At 65.5% G+C, this 22,581-nt stretch carries 17 protein-coding genes; 9 read left to right on the plus strand and 8 right to left on the minus strand.

Annotated features, from left to right (window positions below; all coding sequences use genetic code 11):
- Nucleotides 1-395 precede the first annotated feature (395 nt).
- A complete protein-coding gene (locus tag FHX53_RS14085; RefSeq protein WP_182491502.1) occupies nt 396-1,340 on the plus strand; it encodes a restriction endonuclease in 945 nt (314 codons plus the stop codon).
- Nucleotides 1,341-1,571: 231 nt separating this feature from the next.
- On the opposite strand, the gene FHX53_RS11650 is transcribed toward FHX53_RS14085, so the two are convergent.
- Genes FHX53_RS11650 through FHX53_RS11660 form a run of 3 tightly spaced genes read right to left on the minus strand, consistent with a single transcriptional unit; the run spans nt 1,572 to nt 7,268 of the window.
- Entirely contained in the window at nt 1,572-4,565 is a 2,994-nt protein-coding gene (locus tag FHX53_RS11650; protein WP_182491503.1) for a type I restriction endonuclease subunit R, read from the minus strand.
- Complete coding sequence (locus FHX53_RS11655) at nt 4,565-5,698, minus strand: restriction endonuclease subunit S (RefSeq protein WP_182491504.1); 1,134 nt, start codon at nt 5,696-5,698, stop codon at nt 4,565-4,567. Before FHX53_RS11655 ends, FHX53_RS11650 begins: the two co-directional genes overlap by 1 nt.
- Nucleotides 5,699-5,744: 46 nt before the next feature.
- Nucleotides 5,745-7,268: a type I restriction-modification system subunit M gene (locus FHX53_RS11660; RefSeq protein WP_182491505.1), complete on the minus strand. Its 1,524-nt coding sequence runs from the start codon at nt 7,266-7,268 to the stop codon at nt 5,745-5,747.
- Between the two features lie 662 nt (nt 7,269-7,930).
- Here FHX53_RS11660 and FHX53_RS11665 point away from each other — a divergent pair.
- Nucleotides 7,931-11,011, plus strand: coding sequence for a hypothetical protein (locus tag FHX53_RS11665; RefSeq protein ID WP_182491506.1), 3,081 nt, complete (start codon nt 7,931-7,933; stop codon nt 11,009-11,011).
- An 81-nt stretch (nt 11,012-11,092) separates the two neighbouring features.
- Here the strand turns inward: FHX53_RS11665 and FHX53_RS11670 are convergent, their stop codons facing one another.
- On the minus strand, nt 11,093-11,500 hold the full coding sequence (locus FHX53_RS11670) for a hypothetical protein (RefSeq protein ID WP_182491507.1): 408 nt from the start codon (nt 11,498-11,500) through the stop codon (nt 11,093-11,095).
- Nucleotides 11,501-11,558: 58 nt separating this feature from the next.
- Here FHX53_RS11670 and FHX53_RS11675 point away from each other — a divergent pair, with 58 nt between their 5' ends.
- Nucleotides 11,559-11,783: a hypothetical protein gene (locus FHX53_RS11675; protein ID WP_182491508.1), complete on the plus strand. Its 225-nt coding sequence runs from the start codon at nt 11,559-11,561 to the stop codon at nt 11,781-11,783.
- A 194-nt stretch (nt 11,784-11,977) separates the two neighbouring features.
- On the opposite strand, the gene FHX53_RS11680 is transcribed toward FHX53_RS11675, so the two are convergent.
- Both FHX53_RS11680 and FHX53_RS11685 read right to left on the minus strand, forming a co-directional pair.
- Nucleotides 11,978-12,391 carry a PIN-like domain-containing protein gene (locus FHX53_RS11680; protein ID WP_182491509.1) on the minus strand — a complete coding sequence of 138 codons (414 nt, stop codon included), beginning with the start codon at nt 12,389-12,391 and terminating at the stop codon, nt 11,978-11,980.
- Entirely contained in the window at nt 12,388-13,005 is a 618-nt protein-coding gene (locus tag FHX53_RS11685) for a DUF433 domain-containing protein (RefSeq protein WP_182491510.1), read from the minus strand. Before FHX53_RS11685 ends, FHX53_RS11680 begins: the two co-directional genes overlap by 4 nt.
- A 549-nt stretch (nt 13,006-13,554) precedes the next feature.
- On the opposite strand from FHX53_RS11685, the gene FHX53_RS11690 reads away from it, so the two are divergent.
- The 3 genes from FHX53_RS11690 to FHX53_RS11700 all read left to right on the plus strand — a co-directional run bounded on the left by FHX53_RS11690 (nt 13,555) and on the right by FHX53_RS11700 (nt 16,871).
- Nucleotides 13,555-14,571 (plus strand): DUF4862 family protein, encoded by a 1,017-nt coding sequence (locus tag FHX53_RS11690; protein WP_182491511.1) that lies wholly within the window; start codon nt 13,555-13,557, stop codon nt 14,569-14,571.
- Between the two features lie 74 nt (nt 14,572-14,645).
- The gene (locus tag FHX53_RS11695; RefSeq protein WP_182491512.1) at nt 14,646-16,673 is read left to right on the plus strand and encodes an exo-alpha-sialidase; all 2,028 of its coding nucleotides are present in this window, start codon (nt 14,646-14,648) and stop codon (nt 16,671-16,673) included.
- 42 nt (nt 16,674-16,715) lie between these two features.
- Entirely contained in the window at nt 16,716-16,871 is a 156-nt protein-coding gene (locus FHX53_RS11700) for a hypothetical protein (protein ID WP_182491513.1), read from the plus strand.
- A gap of 169 nt (nt 16,872-17,040) precedes the next feature.
- Here the strand turns inward: FHX53_RS11700 and FHX53_RS11705 are convergent, their stop codons facing one another.
- Entirely contained in the window at nt 17,041-18,216 is a 1,176-nt protein-coding gene (locus FHX53_RS11705; RefSeq protein WP_182491514.1) for an amidohydrolase family protein, read from the minus strand.
- 20 nt (nt 18,217-18,236) lie between these two features.
- The gene (locus FHX53_RS11710) at nt 18,237-18,953 is read right to left on the minus strand and encodes a FadR/GntR family transcriptional regulator (RefSeq protein WP_246335675.1); all 717 of its coding nucleotides are present in this window, start codon (nt 18,951-18,953) and stop codon (nt 18,237-18,239) included.
- Nucleotides 18,954-19,160: 207 nt separating this feature from the next.
- On the opposite strand from FHX53_RS11710, the gene FHX53_RS11715 reads away from it, so the two are divergent.
- The 3 genes from FHX53_RS11715 to FHX53_RS11725 all read left to right on the plus strand — a co-directional run.
- Nucleotides 19,161-20,690 carry an ABC transporter substrate-binding protein gene (locus tag FHX53_RS11715; protein ID WP_220476399.1) on the plus strand — a complete coding sequence of 510 codons (1,530 nt, stop codon included), beginning with the start codon at nt 19,161-19,163 and terminating at the stop codon, nt 20,688-20,690.
- An 87-nt stretch (nt 20,691-20,777) separates the two neighbouring features.
- Complete coding sequence (locus FHX53_RS11720) at nt 20,778-21,734, plus strand: ABC transporter permease (RefSeq protein ID WP_182491516.1); 957 nt, start codon at nt 20,778-20,780, stop codon at nt 21,732-21,734.
- 1 nt (nt 21,735) lies between these two features.
- Nucleotides 21,736-22,581: ABC transporter permease (locus FHX53_RS11725; RefSeq protein ID WP_182491517.1), on the plus strand; the 846-nt coding region annotated here is incomplete at its 3' end.

Below are 22,581 nucleotides of genomic sequence, written 5' to 3' on the forward strand. Positions count from 1 at the left end.
GAACAACCGCTCGAAGACGAGGTCCAAGCGGCCGGTGCTGTCCGTCACACGCGGTGCGCGCGGAACCGCGGCGTCCTCTCCCCGAGGCATGGGCCGGGGTGGCGCTCGCAGTGACCCCAACCGCGCCCGCCGGCCCCACCGATGCCCCTGTTGGAGCTATGACGATGCGTCCGCAATCGGTCCTCACGCCACACTGCTTTTGGACCCGAGTTCTGGGACTCAACATGACCGGGACGGCGCAAGTCGTCCGCGGCACCCGCGGGGGCGTCCGCTATCGAAGGTTTGCGGACATTGACTGGGCTTCTTTCCCAGGTTGTGGTCCACTCCCGAGTCCCGTCGCCGGGGCAGGGGGTCTGAGGCTAGGTGACTGGATACCATTGATGAGTAGGACGAGGGTGAAGGGATCGGCGCTGTTTGCGCACGCAGCAATGACGAATCTTCGGAGAACGCTACTTACGCCCAAAGAGATTGACGTCGCCGTTGACGAGCTGGCGACCATTGCGGTCGACGCGTATCGAAGTGGCGCCATTCACAAGCCTACTTTCGAGGCTCTTGATCTGCTCAGCCTCTACACCCTCAACAGGCGCTGGAGGCGGATCCAGCAACACCTCATGAGCTGGGAGCTTGTAGTTCACCGGCGACACGATCCTTCTGGTTATTCCAGCGTCAAGCTACCTCGTGAACTCAGCGGTTATAGCCGCCCAGTCGACGACATTTTTGCCGCAACTATGCTCAAAATGGCTGATGAGTGGCGACAGGGCGACGGCAACAGCCCCGCGGATGGCACTGTTCTACTCCCGCTTGACGAGGATCAGCTCAGGAACGAGATCCTCGAGAGGATCGACTCGTTCCTAGCACCCTTCGAACACCGCATGGAACAAGACCGCAAGCGCCACTTCGCAGAGCAAGCGGCCCAGCAGGAGGCTGCGATACAGGCCCGCACAGCGCTAGCTCGCAGCCGACCGAACCCCGCCCCGAAGCCGCTGCCCTTCGGAGTGTCACCTCGCGGCGCGGAACTGCTCGTTGTCGACTGGATGCGCCACCTTGGCGTATTGGACGCCGAGGTGACACCCGAGCGTTCCGATGGTGGCATTGACGTGACTTCCGCGTCCACTGTGGCGCAGGTAAAGCACTACAAGGGCAAAGTAGGCGTCGTTGAGGTACGCGAGTTGTTCGGCGTCGCGACCTCCAGAGGGAAGCGCGGGTACTTCTTCACGAGCGCCGGGTATACCCCCGAAGCAATCTCGTTCGCAGTTGCGACGGAGATGCTCCTTTTCGTCTACAGCGCTGAGCTAGGCACGTTGATCGGCGCGACGCCGCAGTCGACTGCGTTGCTGTAGACGTGGGCCAGGACATCGAGCTGAGTCGAGCGGAGAGATGGTGCCTCCCATTGCTGTGCTCCGGAACTATTCGGCTTAGTCATCTGAGGCCCTGCCGGCCCGAGGGGCCTAGACACCCGCTCCGAGTGGCATCAATCTGGCCGGATCTTGCCCAATCTCCATCGCCAAGCATGCGGACGATGTCCTCTATCGTGCCGCCGCCCGTCGTCGGCGGGAGCATTCCCATCTCGACTAGTAATGACTTTCGACGTAGCGGTATGCGCTCTCGAGCGGCTCCCCCGTAAGCGGAAGTCGGAATGTCCGGAAAACCTGAAGGATCGCCTTGCGCACATTTCGCTTCCCGGCGTCATGTGCAACCCATCCCGGATACCTGACCTGCCGGACGATTCGGTCAATCTCCGCCACGATGTCGCCGACGATGACTGGCGTGTCCGCAGGCTTGAACTCCTCGAAAATCTGCGTGAGAGCGCCGATGTTCGGGTCCGGGAGCAGGTCGAGTCCAGCGGCTCCGCCTGAATCTTCCGCGAGTTCCGCCACCCGTACATCCTTCGCCAGAGAGAACAGCTCGCGAAGGAACTCGATCGAGTCCGTCGCGCGCGCCAGCTCTGAAGCGCGGAGCCGTTCGAGGCGTTCGGCGAGACCTCGATAGATGACGTGTCGACCGTTTGGCCCGGCCAGGCGACTGCGGAGCCGGGACATGATTCCGTCGACGACCTCCGCCGCAGGCTTCGTGATCGTCTCGGTGTCGTCGGGGTCGAGAAGGCCTTCCTCGACGAGCCGCTCGATCGTTCGGGAATCGGCGATTTGGACCGTCACCTTGGGGTTCCGGACCGCGACGCCTGCGATGTTCGAGTAGACAAGTTCGAGAGTCTTGTAGCCGATTCGATCCCAGAGCAGCGCTGAGTCGTCGGTTGGAGTTACGGCCTGATAGACCTTGGCCAGCCAGCGATACTCAGCCTTTCGGGGTTCGAGCCGAGTGTTCGGCGAGATGGTCTCCCACAGGCTCTGCAACAGCATGAACTGCGCCGCAAAGCGCTCACGGGTCTCACCCGGGGGTACACGGCTCAGAGAGGCCTGGAGCGACTCCATACTCATGTCGTCCCGGTCGATGCCGGCGAACCGGTCGAGCATGTTGTCGAGCTCCGCGTTGAACACGTCGATAAGCCCATGAAGGTCGATGTCGCGTTGTGCTGCGTCGGGGTTGCCGGGCGTCATCGCACGCGCGAACCCGTCGCCGAGGCCGATGTAATCGACGACGAGACCGTACGCCTTCTTCTGACCAGTGACGGGGTTCGACCAGGGCCGGTTGGTACGGGTGATCGTCTGGAACAGCGTGTGGAGCTTCATCGGCTTGTCGAGGTACAGCACCCCTTCGATGGGGGCGTTGAACCCAGTGCCAAGCTTCGAGGTGACGATCAGGAACTTCATCGGGTCACCGAACGCGCGGAATCGATTCAGGATCGACTCCTCCTGCGATTCGTTCAGCCGATACTCGTCCCAGTCCGCCGGGTCATCCTTGCCCTGGGCGCTCATGATGACCGCCGCTTCATCTTCGCCGCGTTCGGCAAGCAACGTGACGAGCTCGCGATGGTACGAGACGCACATCTCCCGGTTGTAGACGACGATCTGCGCCTTCATACCCAGCGGATCGATGGTTGTGTAGAAGTGGTCGAGGATGTCGCGGCAGACGGCGCGGATACGTTCCGGGTTCGACAGGAGGGTGGCGACGTTCGACAGCTTCGAAGCCACCTTTTCCTTATCGACGTCGTCGAGCCCCTCGGCTTCCGCCAGAGCGTCGAACTCCGCATCGAGTGCCGCCTTGTCGATCCGAAACTCCACCATGCGGGAAGAGACCCGCATCGGCACGGTCGTGCCGTCGGCGATCGACCGGTCCGAGTTGTAGGTGTTCAGTGAGTAGTCGGGGTCGCCTTCGAAGCCGAAAAGTTTGAACGTGTTCCGGTCCAGGTCTGCGATGGGCGTTCCGGTGAAGCCGAACAGATAGGCGTTCGGCAGGGCGGCGCGCATCTGCTCTCCGAGCAGCCCTTCCTGGGTGCGGTGCGCTTCGTCGATGAGGACCACAATGTTGTCCCGCTCGGACAGCAGGGCGGCGTCGCGGAACTTGTGGATGGTGGTGAAGAGCACGCCGCGTTGCTCGGACCGCAGCAGCTCCCTCAGTTGCGCGGATGACGCCACTTCGTTCAGCCGTGGTGTGCCGGTAGACAGGAACTGGTCGTACGTCTGCCGCACCAGCTGGGACCGGTCGGCGATTACAACGATCGTCGGGTTGTTCAGCGCCGGCTCGTGGATGAGGCGAGCAGCAGCCCACGACATCGCCAACGTCTTCCCCGAACCTTGCGTGTGGTAAATCAGCCCGCGGCGAGGCGATGCGGTAACGACCCGGCCGACGATTGCTTCGACTGTTTCATGCTGGAAGTAACGGGGGACGATCTTCACTGCTGCCGCGCCATCACGTTCGTAGACGACGTAGTGCTCCAAAATCGATAGCAGCACCGTCGGGCTCAGCAGGCCGGCGACGGACAGTTGCACTCGCGGCCAGCCGTCGAGATTCGCATCGACTCGCGTGCTGCCCCACTGCTCCCACCGGTCCAGCGGCGTCTGAATCGGCGCGTACCGGAACTCGCGCCCCTCGGAGGCGAACGACAACACGTTCGGCACGAAGAAGCGCGGACGTTCCACCTCGTACCTGTCGCGGATGTCCTTCGCGGCATGTGCCCACGACTTCTTCGAATCGACCGGAGTCTTCGTCTCACCGACGGCCAGCGGGATGCCGTTCACCCACAGGACGATGTCGAATCGTGCTTTGCTACCCGGGATCCCGTAGGTGACCTCGTCGGAGACGACGAACGTGTTCGCGCCCGGGTTGTCGAAGTCGATCAGCCGAACCGGCTCATCAAGCCCGCCCTCAGCGGATGGGATTGTCCGCCGACCGCGAAGCCAGGCGGTGAACTCCTCGTTGGCGTTCATCAGCCCGAAGTCACCCGAGTTCACTAGCAGCAGCCGCAGCGACGTCGTGACGGCATCAACACGATCAGCGTCGTCGGCGAACGCCGGGTTCAGTCGCTTGATTGCATCCGTCAACTCGGACTCGATCAGCACGCTGTCGTGCTCGCGAGCGAGTACGGCGCTGGGCGTGTGAGTCCAGCCGGCAGCCACCAGATCGGCGATCATCGCCGCTTGCACAGTCGAGGTTTCCGAGAACACCATCAGGCGGCGCCTTCCAGAAGAACATCGTACGACGCAGGAATCTCATGCTCGCTGGTGAGCAGCGCGGTGAGGAGATTCGAGCGCAGGGAGCGGAGGGAGGTGGCGAGGTCAGTGGCGGCGCTGGACTGGTCCAGCATCGAGTCAAGTGTGCCGGCGAGGGAGGATTGCGCGCCCCTCTCAGGGAGGCCGATCTCCTCGCCGATCACAAGTGACTTGCTCAAGTTGGGCTGGGCGGCGCCGATGGCCTTCTGCCGAAGGGACACCGTGCGGGACCGCATCGCGTGGAAGAGCATCCGGCTGTCGATGAGCTCGGTGTCGGGCACGAGCGCGATCACCGCCTGGTTCATCGCCATGGGCCGTTCGAGGTAGCCCGCGGTGCCCTTGGTGTTCCCCTGCCCGTACATCGCGACGACGGTCGATCCCGCCGGGGCGATCCAGGCGGACGAGTTGCGCAGCCCCGCCTCAGTGATGGACTCCTCGGCGAAGACGATGGCGGGGTTGTCCACCTCGCCCGACTTCAGCCACGGCGTTCCCGCGCCAAAGTAGTCCGCGGCCTTCCGCGATGGAGTTCCTCCAGCCTTCGCGACGAGCAGGACGTCACCCACCGTCACTCTCGGGTATAGGGAGCTACTGATCGTTTGTAGCGCGGCCTCGTAGGTGGCAGCCGTGGTCTCAGCCACCTCATCCGCCGCCTCGATCGCGCCATCCACCGCGCCGATCAGATCGACGATGCGACGCTGCTCGGCGAGGGGCGGGAGATAGACGGTGATGTCCAGGAAGTCGGCCTCCTTGAGCCGCCTGCGCTCGGTCGTGCCGGTCGCTCGAGCCGCCGCGCTCTCCTGGAAGCTCTTCGATTCGAACAACAAACCGATGTAGTCGGACACTGCCTGGTTCGGGTCAGCGCGAAACGCCGGGAAGTCGTTGGTGACTAAACACCCATCGACGTCATCGCCCGCGACGCCGAAAGAGGCTTTCGTCGCCCACATTCTGTTGTAGACAATGTCGCCCGTCTCGATCCGCGACAGGGACTTAGACTTCACCATCGATGCAGGCACAACCTCGCGTTCGTACACCCCGCCCACGTACCAACGCACGCCGGCGTACGGGACAGAGTCGACGCTCGACACCGCCACGGGTCGATCAACCTGCGTGAGGACATCCGCGAGCCTCCGGCCGCCCTCACGCATCGAACCCCGCCGCTTTCATCCGCTCGTCGAGCGCAGTCTGTGCCGCTGCGAGTCGTTCCTGTGCTTCGCGCATCAGCACGATCGCTTCGTCGACGTTCGCTTCGACAGCCGTTTCGCCCCTGATGTACCGACCGATGTTCAGGTCGAAACTGTTCGTTTCGATCTCGGTCAGATCGACGAGGCGCAGCGACAAGCCGTTTTCGCCGTCAATGTCGACGCCGGCCTGGTAGGCGGTGGTGATCACGTCGATGTCGTCGTCCGACATGCTGTTCTGGTTCTTGCCGGGTGCGTAACGGGCTTTCGCGTCGACGAACAGCACCTTGTCAATGCGAGCCGCGGCCTTCTTCGAACGGAAGATGAGCAGGCACACGGGGATGGAGGTCGAGTAGAAGAGGTTGTTCGGCAGGCCGATGACCGCTTCAAGAAGGTTGCTGCGGACCAGCTGCTCCCGAATGACGGCCTCTTTGCCGCCTCGGAAGAGCACGCCGTGCGGCATGACAACGCCGACACGTCCGTCGTTCTCATCCATCGTCGAGATCATGTGCTGGATCCAGGCGTAGTCGCCGTTCTTCGCCGGCGGCACCTCGCCGCCGAACGCGCGGCCGAACGGGTCGCGGGCCCAGAAGTCGGCGCCCCAGTTCTGCAACGAGAACGGCGGGTTCGCGATGACCACGTCGTGCTTCCGCAGCCTGCCGGTGGCGTCTTTCAGCTTCGGTTCGCGGAACGTATCGCCGCGGACGATCTGGAAGTTCTCCAACCCGTGAAGGTAGAGGTTCATCTTCGCCATCGCCGAAGTCGTCAGGTTGTACTCCTGGCCGTAGAGGCTCAATGTGCGCGCGTCACCGCCGGCAGCGTTCACGGCGTTGACCGTTTCGACGAGCATGCCGGCCGACCCACACGCCGGGTCGCAGACGGAATCACCGGGCTGCGGGTCGAGGAGGCGGACGAGCAGATGCACGACGTGGCGAGGGGTGAAGAACTCGCCGGCCTTCTTGCCGGACGCTTCCGCGAACTCCCGAAGCAGGTACTCATACGCAGCCCCGAGCATGTCGCCGTCGATGCTCGTGCGGTTCAAGGTCAGCTTGTCGAACGCATCGAGCAGGGCGGTGAGGGCGGACTCCGGCAGGCGCTCCTTGTTCGACCAGTTCACATCACCGAAGACACCGTCGAGCTTTCCTGGGTTGGCCTCCTGGATGCGCAGCAGCGACTTGCCGAGCTTCGAGCCGACGTTCGACGCCGTGTCCATCACGTCGTCCCAGTGGCAGCCATCCGGGATGACGAACGGCTGGTACGTCGCCTCGATCTCATCCGTCAGATCGCCGCCGAAGTCAGCGACAGCCTCCGCATGGTTCGCATCCCACGAATCGCTCACCCACTTGAAAAACATCACCGGGAAGACGAAGGACTTGAAGTCGCCTGGGTCGACCGGGCCTCGCAATGCGTTCGCCGCGGCCCAAAGGATGGTTTCGAGTTGGCGCTGAGTGAGGTGAGAGCCGTCCGCCGAGGTCAGTGACAAGGAGCAGGTGTCTTTCGTTTTGGCGTCTGAGATGCGAGATTCGCAGTAGAGACGCGATCTAGTAAGGAGGATGCGCGTGGCGATGCCTGGTCTCGTGCCAGTCGTCAGTAGCGATCCAGGTCAATCAATGTGAGCCTAGTTCGAAGCCGGCACCGTAACCATTGACTCGTCCCGGCCCATTGAGAAGTCGTCGTGGACAAAGGGTGCCTGCTCTGCTGTCATCTGAACCAACGGCACTCCCCTGGAGTCCTAGTCCTCTACCGCGCGCCAGCGGCAAGGCCACTCGTTCGCTTGTCATCGGTGTCATCAGGACGCGAAGCCCTCGCTGTGACAGCAACTTCCGCCTAGAACCTGGGCAAGAGCCCCTCTATCTCTATCTGTCACAGTGTCACAGCAAAAGAGATAGATACATGGGCTCCTCTGAGGTGTATATCTCCGAGGGCGGCGAACTATATATACGCGCTCATCTCCATAGAGGCGCGTCCGAAAGCGCTGACAGCTGTGACAACTCCCTCACAGGCTCTGGATCCCAGTAACGGTGCGGATTTCCTGTCACAGAGCGTCTTGTGACAGACGGGGTCATGCTGTGACCGGTCAGGTCTGATGGCTCCTAGGGGCCGTCAGACTCCGGCTGCGCGAGACTTCGCCGCATAGGTACGGGTATGACCTCCTCATTCGACAGCACGAATCCTGAACCTCCTGCCAGCAGCTACGACTTCACCGCGAACCCGGGGCCGCACCTCGACCCCGCACCTGGACTGCCGGAGTGGACCTCGGGAGACTACGTGGGCCTCGTCGAGGGCCGCGCAGCCGCGAAGCTCGCATCCTCAGCTGTCGCCCCTCTTGTCGCCGCTGCTCGCGGCTACGCGCGCATCACCGCCGAGTCCGCCGAGGAGTTCGCCAGCAAGCGCGGTCTGCCGGATCGGCGATCACGCGAAGGCCGCAACTTCCGACAGCTCTTCGCGGATGGTGGGGACGCTCTCGTGCTCCCGTGGTTTCCGATCGAGCAGATGTCCTCTACCGAACAAGGTCCCACGCCTCCGCGGGCGACCTGCACGCAGGTGAGGCCGTCGAACCCGCGGACGGACGACGCCGGCTCGCTCGTGAAGTACGAGTTCGTGACCGGGTCGGCATCGGTGATCGACGTCCACCCCGCGATCGCACGAAGCTGGATGCGGTCCGCGTCGAAGGTGATGGTGACTCAGGGCCTCCTGAAGGCGGACTCGGCTCTATCGGCGCTTCTCCGCGCGCACTACGACGATGCATCCCTCGCCGTTCGGCCGGAGGAACGGGCTGATCGGGGAGCCGCGCTTCACCGGCTGCGCGAGCTGCTGGACAACATGCCCGTCGTAGACCGCGTGGTCATTCTGGCGATGGGTGGTCCGGGAGGGAGCCGATCGAACCCGGACTGGGACGCGATCGATCTGACGGGCAAGGACGTTCTGCTGGCGCTCGACGGGGACCTCGAGACTCGTCATGATGCCTGGTCCAGGGCCAACGAGCTGTACCACTTCCTGCACTCCGGCAAGCGTGCGTACCCGAGCGTCGTACGCCTCGCAGCGCACCCGCGGGTCCTGCAGGAGCTGGCAGACGGCTCACGGGTGGGTTTCGATGACTTCTTCGCGCGATGGGGCGTCTGGTCGGACCTCGGGCAGATGACGGAGATCGACCTGCCCGCAGCACCAAAGCGCGTCGAGCCAATCGAGATCGGCGACTGGCGAGTGGCACCGGGAGGAACGGAGACTCAGGAGTTTGTGGCTGTCCGCACTGCGGATGGTCGTTTCGAGAAGGGTCGGGGCGAGTGGGTCACCAGGATTCCGTTCGGCGCGCGCATCACCGGTCTTGAGACGCATCGAGCGCCTACCGCGGAAGAAAAGGGTGGTCAGCCGTTTGGGGCGGGCACGGCAGGCATTACCTATCCGTCGCGGGTGCGGGTCGAGGTCGCCTGGGAGGACGAGTCCGGCGACACGCGCCAGTGCATCGTCAATGGTCCGGCAAGCATCCTGGACCAAACGCCCGCTTTCTGGGCGCGTGAAGGTGCGGAGATTCCCGACGACGTTCGACTTCGGCGAGGCTGGCCGCCGGAGCGCGGGCGCCAGTGGCTGCAGGCCATGAAGGACAACCGGCCTGCAGAGCTCAGCCGGTCAACTGTCTGGTCGACCATGGGGTGGGTGCCTGCACCGAACTCGAAGTCACAGGCGTTCATCGCGGGGCGCGACGTCATCGCGGCGAACCCGGAGGTGACCGCTCAGACACGAACCGGAGCAGTCGACAACGTTCTCAGCAACGCTGAGAGATTTGGTCTTCACGACGTCTACACCGGTCCGGGCCTCACGGATCCGACGGGTCAATACGACCTCGCCAACGATCTCCGCACCCTGCTCGAGTCCTACGTCACCGACACGCCGTGGCGCGACCTGAGAATCGCGGTCACCATGATGGCCATCGCCCTACGACCGGCCGTCCCGCTCGCCACTTCCGCCGTGGCCTACTTCGTCGGTGCGCCGCAGAAGGGCAAGTCGTGGTCAGCGCGGCAGATCATGAGCTTCTGGCAGGGCCGTCCGGGCACGTGGCGGAGCACCCTCCCCGGAAGCGCGAACGACACCTTCCCGACTTCTGAGGCCGCCATCGGACGGACTCCCATCTGGGTCCTCGACGACCTCGCTCCATCGTCAGATCGCCAGCACGCGAACCGTCAGGAAGCGATGGTGGGGGACCTCATCCGTGCCACTCACAACCGCGCGGGGAAGCGTCGGATGACCAGCAACATGAGGGAGCGGGAAGTCCCGACGCCCATGGCGCTACTCATTGTGACCGCTGAGAACGAGCCGTCGGTGCAGTCAGTCCGCGAGCGATCCGTCGCTGTCGAGTTCCAAGGCCTTCGGCTTGAGCAGATGCAGCGTGCAGATGCGCTGGCCAACAAGTCCACCACTGCCAGCCGAGTCACTGCGGCCATGATCCGCATGTTCATCACAGACGGCGAGCAGAAAGGTTGGGCAGCCGTAACGGACGACCTTCGGACGTACGAAGAGCTGGCTACAGACTCAGCCCGTGACGTGCTGCGCTCGAACGGCATCGCCACGCAGGACACCAGCCGCCCCGCCCAGGCCGCAGCCGACCTCTCAGTCGGCTTGTACGCCCTTTCTAAGCTCCTTCGGCAGGCGGGGCTGACGAGTGAGGCGCGCGACCTTGACTGGGACGGTGGACGGTGGATGCGACTGCTGACCGAACAGGTCAGCCTTGGTCACCTGAACAAGGCAGACGCAGCGCCAGGACGGGTGCTTCTCCGGTGCGTCCGCAACCTCCTCCTCTCTGGGGTGGCGCACATCGGGAACCTCTCCATCCCCGGTCAACCGCCGCTTGGCGACAACAGCGACATCGCTCTCGGATGGAGCGCGGACAGCAACGGCCAGTGGCACCCGCGCGGCACGACGATCGGTCACATGATCGTGAACGCGGAGGAGCCGGACCTCATCTGGATCACCCCTGATGACGCGTTCGAACTCGCGCAGAAGCACTACCCGAGGCTCATCCCGCATGGCACGAAGTCCGAGTCGTCCTGGCGCAACGTCTGGGAGCTCAAACTGACCCACCCCCGGCACCCGACCGCGGCGCTCGGGAGGAGCCGGAAGCAGTACCGCTTGCCGAACTCGGACGCCCGCGGCTACGGCGTGCCGATCTCGCTCGCGACGCTCCTGAACTTTGAGGCGGAAGAGCCCGGCGGCCCGGGCTCCACGGCCTGAACTTCGATAGTGGCGGGCGTGGCGATGGTCCGCGTCATGAAAACCACAAGTGGGGGCTGTCACTCACTCCGTCTGCAGCGATCAGGCAAAGAGGGGCTTGGCGTAGAGCTTCTGTAGCTTCGCGATCTTTGCCTTCTGCTCTCGGTCCCAATCCTCGTCATCGTCTTCGAACACCTCTTTGGTAAGTCGGACGATGTCGCGGCCGAGGGTGGTCATAGCAGCGTCTACCCATCCGTTCTTCGGCGCGTAGAGAGTCCAACCCGTTTCGCCCAAGAACGTCTCACCGTCCCCGAACGACACCCGCACCTCCACTCCTGGCTGGCCGCGGTGGTCAACCTTGCCCACGCTCGGCTCCGTGAATCGCACACTGAGCAGCTCACCGATGTGAGCCAACTCCACCCCGTCGTAGTCGTCGACCACAATCACGACGTTGAACGGAGGGCGCACGCGGCGCTTCATTTCGGCCAGCAGTTTCGCGGGGAGGTCCATGAAGCAATCCTCACACCACGTCGCCCTTCACCGCGTCTACTCGCGAAAGACGGCCACAATGCACGCTCCCGTAGCGAAGAACAAACTCGTTGGTGAGACGAAGCCCGATGCGGCACTTCGCCTGCTCCTTTCCGCGCTACCTCGCATCGAGGGTGACAAGGAGATTCGGCCGCGAAGATTTCGACGACGGCATCGCCATCCGTGTCGTCCCCGCATCGGGCGCGCCGGCGAGAACGCATTCGTGATGCTCGACATCGACGTCCGCGACCTGCAGGCGCTCTGATGGCGGTAGGCCGCGTCGCGGCCGGCGCCAAAGGGGCATGGCTGATCGACGTCGGTGAGCATCGTCGAGGACGCCGTCGCGGACTCCGTCACGCCGTCGGTCAACCCGCACTCCGGCGATGAGCTGAAGCGTCATGGTAGCTGGCTGACGGCGATGGAGTGGCTGAGCTCGACCGCGCTAGCGTCGAGCGCCTGTCAGGCGGCCAGGAGTCGGATCTTGATCCTTTGGGTCTCGCCGTGTGGCACCGTCTGCAATGCATAGGACGTGGGGCCCTGCGGATCATGCTCAAACACGAAACGCATGCCCGCGATGAGGGTTGAGACGGTGATCGTCAGCTGCTCGAGACCTCGTAGCTTTTTGTCCGCCACGCCGATCCAGCGCAGACCTGACGCTGCTACAGCTTCACGTTCCTCGGGATTCTTCAGCTGCGCCCGGTCACGCGTCACGATGGCGTCGAACGCACGGGCGCGGAGAGTCGAGAGGAGCGGAACGTCCTCCATGCCCCGTAGTCGCTCCTCATCACAGGTTCTGAATACGTGCTGCGAGTACACCACTCGGAGCGGTTCCACCACGAATGGCGGAAGGTTCTCGTCCAAATAGACCTTCAAGCCACACTGCCCTTCACGGACTGATCGAAGTCAAGGGCGTCGCGGGCTGCCTGTGCAGACACGCCAGGGTAGAAGTCGCCCACGTCCTCTGGCAGCACCGAGCCGTCCCCAACGAGGGCTGCAACAAGGTCGTACGGAATACGGGTACCGGTGATTGTTGGCCATCCGCCGAGGCGCGAGGGGTTGACCTCGACCCCTTCTCGCGGCCTGAGAAGAGGGTCCACTTTGCGCTGGCGGATCGTTTCGAACTCAGCGAACACGTCAGCGAGCGTGCCAACGGTGCTCTGGCCGGGTTGTTTCGCAATGTCGACGGCATGCTCGCCCTCGAGATGGACGCCGATGCTCTTCCCAAGCTTGATCAGCTTGTAGCTGGATGGATGCTCGACCATATCCAGTTCACGGAGCGTGTCCAGAGACCGCCGAATCAACTGCAGGGGGTGGTCCCCACGGAGCCAAGCGAGGGTGCGGAGCGCGACGATGTCGCGGAAGGAGTACAAGAAGGGCGGCTTTGCAGATTCGATCTCTGGGACCAGCACACCCGTGTTTCGCCAGTACGCGAGCTGGTGGATCGAGGCGCCACTCATTTTGGAAGCAAGAGGAATGGGGAACGACACGTTAGATCGCCCTCGCCCCGGTCATGGGTGCATCCTGACAGACCACGCGATGCAGTTGCTGTCTTTGCTGAGGCATATTTTGCGTTCCGGTTGGGAAGCGGCATCTCCGAGAAAGCATTTGACGCCCGCGCAGTCCTTTCACCGACCTCGTCCATGCCGACGTGGCCGACGCGACCCGGAGGCATCCCGCCACACCCAAGTGATGCCTTGCGGCTCGAGTGGGCGGGACCGCGCGACCGCGAGCCATTGCGGAGGTCACGCATACGACACGGATTGCTCGGGAAAGCGGGGGAACATTCGGGATGTGACGGGAACGCCGCTCACCCGAAACTCCCTGATCAGCGGGTCCATTGGGGACTTTTCTGTCAGTGAATAGCATGGCGAACCCCTCTCAGAAGGTTAGGGGTTCGAGTCCCTTCGGGCGCGCAGATCGGAAGGCCCTCGCTTCGGCGGGGGCTTTTCCCGTCTCTGGAGACGATTCGGAATGCCGCTCGGCACGCGATCCGAGAGAACTCTAGACATAAGACGTCCTATCTCTAGAATGCAGGCATGCCCCACCTCGTCGAATCGCCCGGCTACGTCGTCGGCGCCTACGCCGTCTCCCGCGCCCATTCCGTCTGGGATGCGCGCGAGGAGGAGGCGCTCTACGACCGGCTTGCGACCGACGACCGGATCGCCGGGCTCGAGCTGCCGTGGCTGGGTCGGCTCCACCCCCATGACGATGACTGGCTCGCGGCGCACTTCCCGGAGCGGTTCACGGGGATCATCACGAGCATTCCGGGTCTCATGTCGCGGATCGCCGGCGACCCTGATCACGGACTCGCGTCGATGAACGAGTCGGGACGCCGCGCGGCCGTCGCCGAGGCGCGGCGGATCGGAGAGGCGGCCCGGCGCTGGAACGACCGCGAAGGGCGCCGCGTCGTCTCCGCGGTCGAGCTGCACGCTGGGCCGCGAGCCGATCGTGCGGACGCGGGCGCACTGGCCCGGTCGCTCGACGAGCTCGCACGGGCGGAGTGGGACGGGGCCGAGATCGTGATCGAGCACTGCGACGCGGCGGTCGCCGGGCGGCCGCGGGAGAAAGGCTTCCTCGGCCTTGACGCCGAGCTCCGCGCGCTCGCGGACGCGCCCGCATCCTGGGGGGTCTCGCTCAACTGGGGTCGATCGGCGCTCGAGCTGCGCGATGGGGATCGAGTGGTCGAGCACATCGTGGCGGCGCGCGAAGCCGGCCGGCTTCGGGGCCTCATGTTCTCGGGCGCCGCAGCCGAGCCCTCCGCGTTCGGCGATGCCTGGACGGACGCCCACCTCCCCCTTCAGCGGAGCACGTCTGCTCCGCACGGCGAGCCGACATCGCTCCTGACCGAAGAGGCCGTCGGGGCCGCCCTCGATGCCGCCCGCGCGTGGTCGTGGTCGGGAGTCAAGGTCGGGTGCGCGGACCGGTCCGCAACGCTCGACGTGCGCGTCGCGATCGTGGACGAGGCGCTCTCCGCGCTCGATCGCGCTGCTCGCGGGCGCCGCCCACGTGGCGTCGCGGGCTCTCTCAGCCCGGAACCCTTCGAAAAGTATTGATCGCCGCGGCCCCTCCGCCTATCGTCATGTCTTACATCAGATGTCTGGTGTCCAGGAACGACGAAAGGTCTCCCATGTCCCTCCTCCTTGCGCAACGACCGTTGCCCGTCCGACGAGCGAGCCGCTGGCGTCTCGTTCTCGCGGCCGCCGTGGTCGCTGGCGTCGCTCTCCCGCCCACTACCTCCGTCGCGCTAGCCGTGCCGGCGCCGACCGACCCGCCAGGCACCTTCTCCAGCGTCAACCTCGCCGCCGACAGAACGGCGGACAACTTCTTCTACCGCATTCCCGCGCTCGCGCACCTCGGAAACGGGGTGGTGCTCGCGTCGTGGGACGCTCGGCCCGGCAGCGCCGCCGATGCGCCGAACCCGAACTCGATCATGGAACGGCGCTCGACCGACAACGGCCGCACCTGGGGCCCGGCGCGCATTGTCGCCGCTGGGAAGCAGGCGCACGCCTCTGGACCGCGCTTCGGGTACTCAGACCCCAGCTACGTCGTCGATCGCGAGACGGGCACCGTGTTCAACTTCTTCGTCTACTCGAAGGACCAGGGCTTCTTCGGCAGCGCCTACGGCAACGATGACGAGAACCGTCAGGTGATCAGTTCGGCGGTGATCTCCTCGACCGACGGCGGCCTGACCTGGAGCGAGCCCCGTCTCATCACCGATGTCACGAAGACGGCCGCCGGCAGCGTGGATGCCCAGGGCGTCTACCAGCCCATCGCGGGCGACGTGCGCGCCAATTTCGCGACCTCCGGCGAAGGCATCCAGCTCCGCTACGGGCAGTACGCCGGCCGACTCATTCAGCAGTACGCGGGATCGATCCTCCAGCCCGACGGGACGACCCGCATCCAGGCGTACTCCGTCTACTCGGACGACAACGGGACTACCTGGCAGAAAGGCGTTCCGGTGGGTACCGGGATGGACGAGAACAAGGTCGTCGAGCTCTCCGACGGGCGCGTCATGATGAACTCGCGCGACAGCGACAACGGGCGCCAGCGCAAGGTGGCCATCTCGACCGATGGAGGCCGCAGCTACGGCCCCGTCACGCGGGACGCCGAGCTGCCCGATCCGACCAACAACGCCTCGATCATCCGGATGCACCCCGACGCTCCCGCCGGGTCCGCGGAGGCCCGCAAGCTCCTCTTCACCAACTCCAACAACGGCGCGAACGGCAACCGCGTGAACGGCGCCGTCCGCGTGTCATGCGACGACGGAGCGACCTGGCCCGGGCTTCGCACGATCGATCCGGGCTTCTTCGCCTACTCGAGCGCGACCGTTCTCGACGGCGGGCTCTTCGGCGTGCTGTGGGAGCGCAACTACACCAACGACATGCAGTTCACGACCTTCGACGAGAAATGGATCAACTACCTTTGCGCCCCGCTCTCCGCGCAGCCCATGACGGCTGAGGCGGGGCAACCCGCCACGCTGCCTGTGACGATCGCCAACCAGGAGTCGGCGACGCTGTCCGGGTCGCTCGAGGTGATCAGCCCAGCCGACTGGACGACGACGCCCACCGCTGTTCCGGCCATCCAGCCGGGAGGCAGCACGGTCGTGGACCTCGCACTCAACGTACCCGCCGGTCTGCAGGGCCAGCAGCGTCTGCAGCTCGCATTCACGGCTGCGGACGGTCGGGTGAGCCAGACCACCGCGGTCGTTGACCTGCCGGTCGCGTCCGCGGGGCTCACACTCACCTCGACGCTGACCTCCGCGGCGCGCGACGTGACGGTCAATCCGTACACGGCGGGCGACGTGCTGAGCTACACGATCCGCGTCACCAGCACGTCGGGATTCCCGACGCTGGTGACCCCGCTCTCGGCCAACTTCACGAGCGGGTTCCTCCCCACCGCGTGCCGGTGGAACAACCTGCCCGCGTTCGGCGCCTACAACTGCACCACCCCACGGGTGACCCTCACGCAGGAGGACATCGACAGGGGGTGGTTCGTCCCCGAGTTCGCGATGACGACGGCGCCCATGAGCAGCACGTCCTCGACAACGACCTTCTCGCACCGCGGTGCGGCCGTCGCGCTGCGCGACGGCGTGTTGTCGGCGACGATCGGTGGGACCCGGGGCGATGACGGTCGGGATGTGGTCACGGGCCCGTAGGGGGTCGGCGATTCGGTTCCTAACCGATTCTCCAGCGGGAGCGTGCGACTCACGTACGTGTGCCTCGGCGCCGTCATTATCGGCCTACTGGAGGCGGGGGCGACGACGTCGGTCGTCGAACTCCTCCCCCTGCAGGAGGACGCCACCGACTCGCAACGAGCATCCGGCACTCACCGTGAGCGTCTGGCGACCCGCTGACTCGCGAGGGCGCCGGCGCGAGCTGGTGGGCGCCCCACGCGCTGTTCGACGCGATCGAGGCACTCAAGGGAAACACGCAAGCCGCCCGCGTGGGCGTTCGGCTGGGAACCTCCAGTCGAACGCCCGCTCGTCTCGTGTCAGTCGCCGCGCTGTCTGGCCTGTTCTGGGGTTAATCAGGCACGATGAGAGCACCGCTCTGCCAGACGTGCGAGACGACGAGGTCGTCGTCCCAGAGGACGACGTCCGCCGGCATGCCCGGAGCGAGCGACCCGAGATCTCTGCGGCCGATGGCGCTCGCCGGTGCCGCGGTCGCCGCGAACACGGCATCAGCCAGAGGTATGCCGAACGCCACGCAGCGGCGCATCCCTTCGTCGAGCGTCAGCGTCGAGCCGGCGAGCGAGTCGGTCCCCTCGACCTTCGCCGCACCGTTGGCCACCACGACCGCGACGTCGCCGAGCGAGTACCTGCCATCGGGGGCGCCAGCAGCGGCCATGGCGTCGCTGACGATCGCGACTCGCCCGGGTGCCGCGGCGAACAGGATGCGGACGAGCTGGCCGTCCACGTGCACGCCGTCGGGGATCACCTCCAGGGTCACTCGATCATCGCCGATGGCCGCTCCGACTGGCCCTGGGGCGCGGTGGTGCAAGCCGTGCATCGCGTTGAAGGCGTGCGTGAGAAGCGTCGCGCCTTGCTCGAACGCCTCGGCGACGACGGCCGAGTCGGCTTCGGTGTGCCCGATCGCCGCGATCGCGCCCTCCCGCACGACCTGCTCGATGGCGCGCATTCCGCCGGGAAGCTCAGGAGCAAGGGTCACCTGCCGAACGACGCCGAGTGAGAGCAACCTGCGGAGATGCTCGTCGCTGGGGAGCCGCAAGGCACTCGGATCATGGGCGCCGCGGCGACCGGCCGCGATGAACGGGCCTTCGAGGTGAGCCCCAAGCACGCCGGGGACCGTGACCATTGCGTGCTGAATCCGGGCGAGTCTCGCCTCGAGTTCTTCGAACGGGGCGCTGACGAGAGACAGGACGATTCCCGTCACGCCGTGGCGACGGTGCAGATCCACCGCTCGCTCGATCTCGGCGAGCGACCCATCGAATGACGCTCCACCGCCCCCATGGCAGTGGATGTCGATAAGGCCCGAGGTGAGAAGCGCGTTCTCGCCGACAGCTGCCTCAGCATCGATGACATCGACCTGCGGGCCGATTCGATCGCGCCACATCGAGCCCGAGCCCGTGGCTGCGATTCGACCGTGGCGAAGATGGATCCACGCATCCGGTCGGTCGATGATGCCGTCACCGTTCGCGGCCGTCACCAGGCGTGCCGAATGGATGAGGGTGTCCCTCACAGCCGGTGATTCCTTCGCCGTCAGCGGTGCTCGTCGAGGACGCGCTGGAGCGGCTCGTAGTGCTCGACCACTGCGCGGCGGTACGACTCGGCGTCACCCGCGCGTGCTGCGGCGAGCATGTCGCCATGCGCCGTCACCGTCTTGAGGATCTCCGCGGGCACCGGCAGCCCCAGCTGCGGGATCACCGCGGTGTGTACGTCCCAGAAGGCGGCGACCAACTGCCCCGCGAGCCGGTTCCCAGTGGAGTCCAGCAGCATGGCGTGAAAGGCGCGGTCGGCTTCGAGGAAGGACTCCCCGCGCTGAGCACGCTCCTCCATATCGGCGACGAGCGCGTCGAGCTCGGGCGACTCGACGCCGTGGTTCGCCTGGACGACCCTCTCCGACATCGAAAGGTCGAGCGCGCGGCGGATCTCCACGACCTCACGCAGCGCCTGGAGAGAGTCGCCGGGGGATAGCGCGCCTCGGAAGACCAGAACCTCAACCATGGGCGCGAGCGACATCCCGCTCACGAAGGTGCCGTGGCCGTGACGCACATCCACGATGTCGAGGGTGGAGAGGTTCCGGATCGCCTCGCGCACGGAGGATCGCGAGACGTCGAGGGTCGCGCAGAGTTCCGCCTCGGTAGGCAGGGCATCGCCCGACCGCAGCCCGTTGGTGAGAATCAGGTTCTTGATCTGGTCCGCCACGGTCGTGCGGCGCATCTTGTGGGGCCGGGCGGGCGGCGGGGTGCTGGTCATGACGCTCCATTACTGAGACTCCATCGTGGCGCTCGAGCCTATTGTGCCCGAGGTTCGTGTCTGGTTATAGTACGTCAGACGTCCGATGAGTTGCCCACTCTGACAGACTCCCTTTCACCGAATGGAGAAACCATGATTCGACACACCCCTCAGCGCGCACAGCGACGTCGCGCTACCGCGGTGATGGCCGGTTCGGCCGCTGCTGCGATGCTCCTCGCCGCGTGTTCCGGTCAGCCCGCCGCCGGTCCGACCGACGGCGCCGACATCGATGCAGGTGCCATCGATTCAGACGCCATCATCGAGGCTGGCATCTCCTACACGCTCGGAGGCAGCTTCGACCCGCTCGTCGCCTCCGGAGCCGTTACGGTCGCCGCCAACTGGCACATCTTCGAGGGCCTCGTCGACCTCGATCCCGTGACACGCGAGCCGTATGCCGCGCTCGCGAGCGAACTGCCCGCGCAGATCGATGACGTCACCTACGAGATCGACATCCGTGAGGGCGCGACCTTCCACAACGGCAAGCCCGTCACGACCGACGACGTGGTCTTCAGCTTCGAGCGCGTCCTGAACCCCGACACCGGCGGATTCTTCACGAGCTTCATCGACTTCATCGACACCGTCGAGGCCGTCGATGAGGACACCGTCCGCATCACCACCGACTACCCCTTCTCGCTCGTCAACGAGAGGCTCGGCGTCGTGAAGATCGTCCCGCAGGCCGAGGTGGAGGCCGACGCCGAGGCCTTCGGCACGCTTCCGATTGGATCGGGTCCGTACCGCCTCATCTCGGCTGTTCCCGATGACTCACTCGTCTTCGAGCGCTTCGACGAATACAACGGGGCGCGCCCCGCGCTTGCCGCTGGCATGAACTGGAACCTCCTCTCCGACCCTGCCGCCCGCGTCACGGCGATGAGCTCGGGCTCGATCGTCGCGATGGAGGACGTCCCCTACATCGACGTCGACAGCCTCGCCGCCTCGGCCGAGGTGGAGAGCATCCAGTCTTTCGGCCTCCTGTTCATGATGTTCAACACGCAGCTCGCTCCGTTCGATGACCCGCGCGTGCGTCAGGCGCTGCACTACGCGCTCGACATGGAGACGATCATCAACACGGGCATGCTCGGCAACGCGACCGCGGCCTCCTCGTTCCTTCCGGAGACGCACCCCGATTACCAGGAGGCGTCGACGGTCTACGAGTACGACCCCGAGCGGGCGCGCGAGCTGCTCGACGAGGCGGGCGTCGGTGAGATCGACATCACGCTGCTCACGACCGACACCGGCTGGGTCCGCGAGGTCGCCCCGCTCATCAAGGAGTCGCTCGACGCGGTCGGCGTGAACACGACGCTCGACATCGCCCAGTCGTCCGCCCAGTACGCGAAGGTCGACGCCGGCGACTTCCAGGTCATGGTCGCCCCCGGTGACCCCTCGGTGTTCGGCAACGACCCCGACCTCCTCATGCGCTGGTGGTACGGCGACAACATCTGGAGCAACACCCGCACGCAATGGGCGGGCTCCGATGAGTACGCCACCCTCTCGGCGACCCTCGATGAGGCCGTCCGCCTGACCGGCGACGAGCAGAAGGCCGCGTGGGGCGAGGCCTTCGACATCCTCGCGGAGCAGGCGGTGCTCTACCCCCTGTTCCACCGTCAGCTCCCCGCCGCGTGGGATGCCGAACGGCTCGTCGGCTTCGCTCCGGTCCCGACAACCGGACTGTCGTTCCTCGACGTCGGCGTCACGGACTAGGCACCTCCCCGGGGAGGGCGGCAGCGCCGTCCTCCCCGGGTCCCCTTCGCTGATCCGCTACCGGATCGCATCTGAAAGGAGTCGACGATGACTGCCACGTTCCAGCTGGTCGGGCGACGACTGCTCCAGCTCCCCGTGATGGTGCTGGGCATCACGTTCCTCGTCTTCGTCGTCATGTCTTTCTCGAAGGTCGACCCCGCGATCACCGCGCTCGGCGAGAGCTCCTCCCTCGAAGACCGCCAGGCCTACCGCGACGCCCTCGGACTCGACGACCCGCTGCTCGTCCGCTACATCGCGTTTCTCGGCGGTCTCCTCCAGGGCGACATCGGCACCTACTCGGCCCGCCAGCTCCCCGTGCTCGACGAGGTCGCACGCGCCTTCCCGATCACCATCCAGCTCACCTTCCTCGGCCTGCTCATCGCAGTCCTCGGCGCCACGCTCCTCGGCATCATCGCCGCGGTCTTCCGCGACCGCTGGCCCGACCAGCTCATCCGGCTCGTGTCTATTGCTTCGCTGTCGACCCCGTCCTTCTGGCTCGCCGTCCTGCTCATCCAGCTCTTCACGCTGCAGCTGAACGTCCTCCCGGCGTCCGGCGCCCTGCCGCCGCTCACGGAGGATCCGGGCGGCTGGCTCGCCCGCATGGCCCTCCCCGCACTGGCGCTCGCAGTGCCCGTGATCGGGCAGCTCTCCCGGGTGGTGCGCAGCGCGATGGTCGAGGAACTCGATCGCGACTACGTCCGCACCGCCCTCGGTGCTGGTGTGCCCCGCGTCATCGTGATCGGCCGCAACGTTCTCCGCAACGCGCTCATCACCCCCGTCACCGTGCTCGGCCTCCGCATCGGCTACCTCATCGGCGGCGCCGTCGTGATCGAGATCATCTTCGCCCTCCCCGGGATGGGCACGCTCATCCTCAACGGCGTGACGAACAACGAGCCGAACCTCGTGCAGGGCGTGACTCTCGTCGTGGCCCTCGCCTTCGTCGTGATCAACGTCATCGTCGACCTCCTCTACGTCCTCATCAACCCGCGCATCCGATCGGTATGACATGCGACGCTCACTGACTGAACGACTCTCCGCCCCCGGGCTCCGCCTCCGCGCCCTCCCGCTCGGATCCCGCATCGCCCTCGCGATTTTCGCCGTCGTCGCGCTCGCTGCGGTCTTCGCTCCCGTCCTCGCCCCATACGACCCTCTCGCGTCGGGCACCCCGGTGCTCCCGCCGAGCGCCGAGCACTGGTTCGGCACCGACCGCCAAGGCCGCGACATCCTCTCCCGGCTGATCCACGGTGCCCGGTACTCGCTCGTCATTGGACTCGCGGCGACGCTCGCGGCGCTCGCCGCGGCAGCAGTGCTCGGAACGATCGCCGCGACCGCCCCCCGCTGGATCTCCGAGACCCTCATGCGCGTTCTCGACATCGTCATGTCGTTCCCCGGCATCGCACTCGCCGCCGTGTTCGTCGCGGTGTTCGGCCAGTCGCTTTCGGTGCTCGTCTTCGTGATCGCGTTCCTCTACACGCCGCAGCTCACACGGATCGTCCGCGCGAACATCCTCGATCAGTACGGCGAGGACTACGTCTCGGCAGTCCGGGTCATGGGCGCCTCGACGCCGCGCATCATCGTGCGGCACGTCGCCCGCAACAGCATCGCGCCGGTGCTCGTCTTCTCGACCGTCCTCGTGGCCGACGCGATCGTGTTCGAGGCCTCGCTGTCGTTCATCCAGGCCGGAGTCCCCGACCCCGAGCCGTCGTGGGGCAACGTCATCGCCGCCGGCCGCAACCTGGTCATGAGCGGCTACTGGTGGGCGACCTTCTTCCCCGGCCTGCTGATCCTGATCACCGTCCTCTGCCTCAACATCCTCTCCGAGGGCATGACGGATGCGATGCTCGCCCGCGCG

The organism is Microcella alkalica (assembly GCF_014137945.1).
GTDB lineage: Bacteria > Actinomycetota > Actinomycetes > Actinomycetales > Microbacteriaceae > Microcella > Microcella alkalica.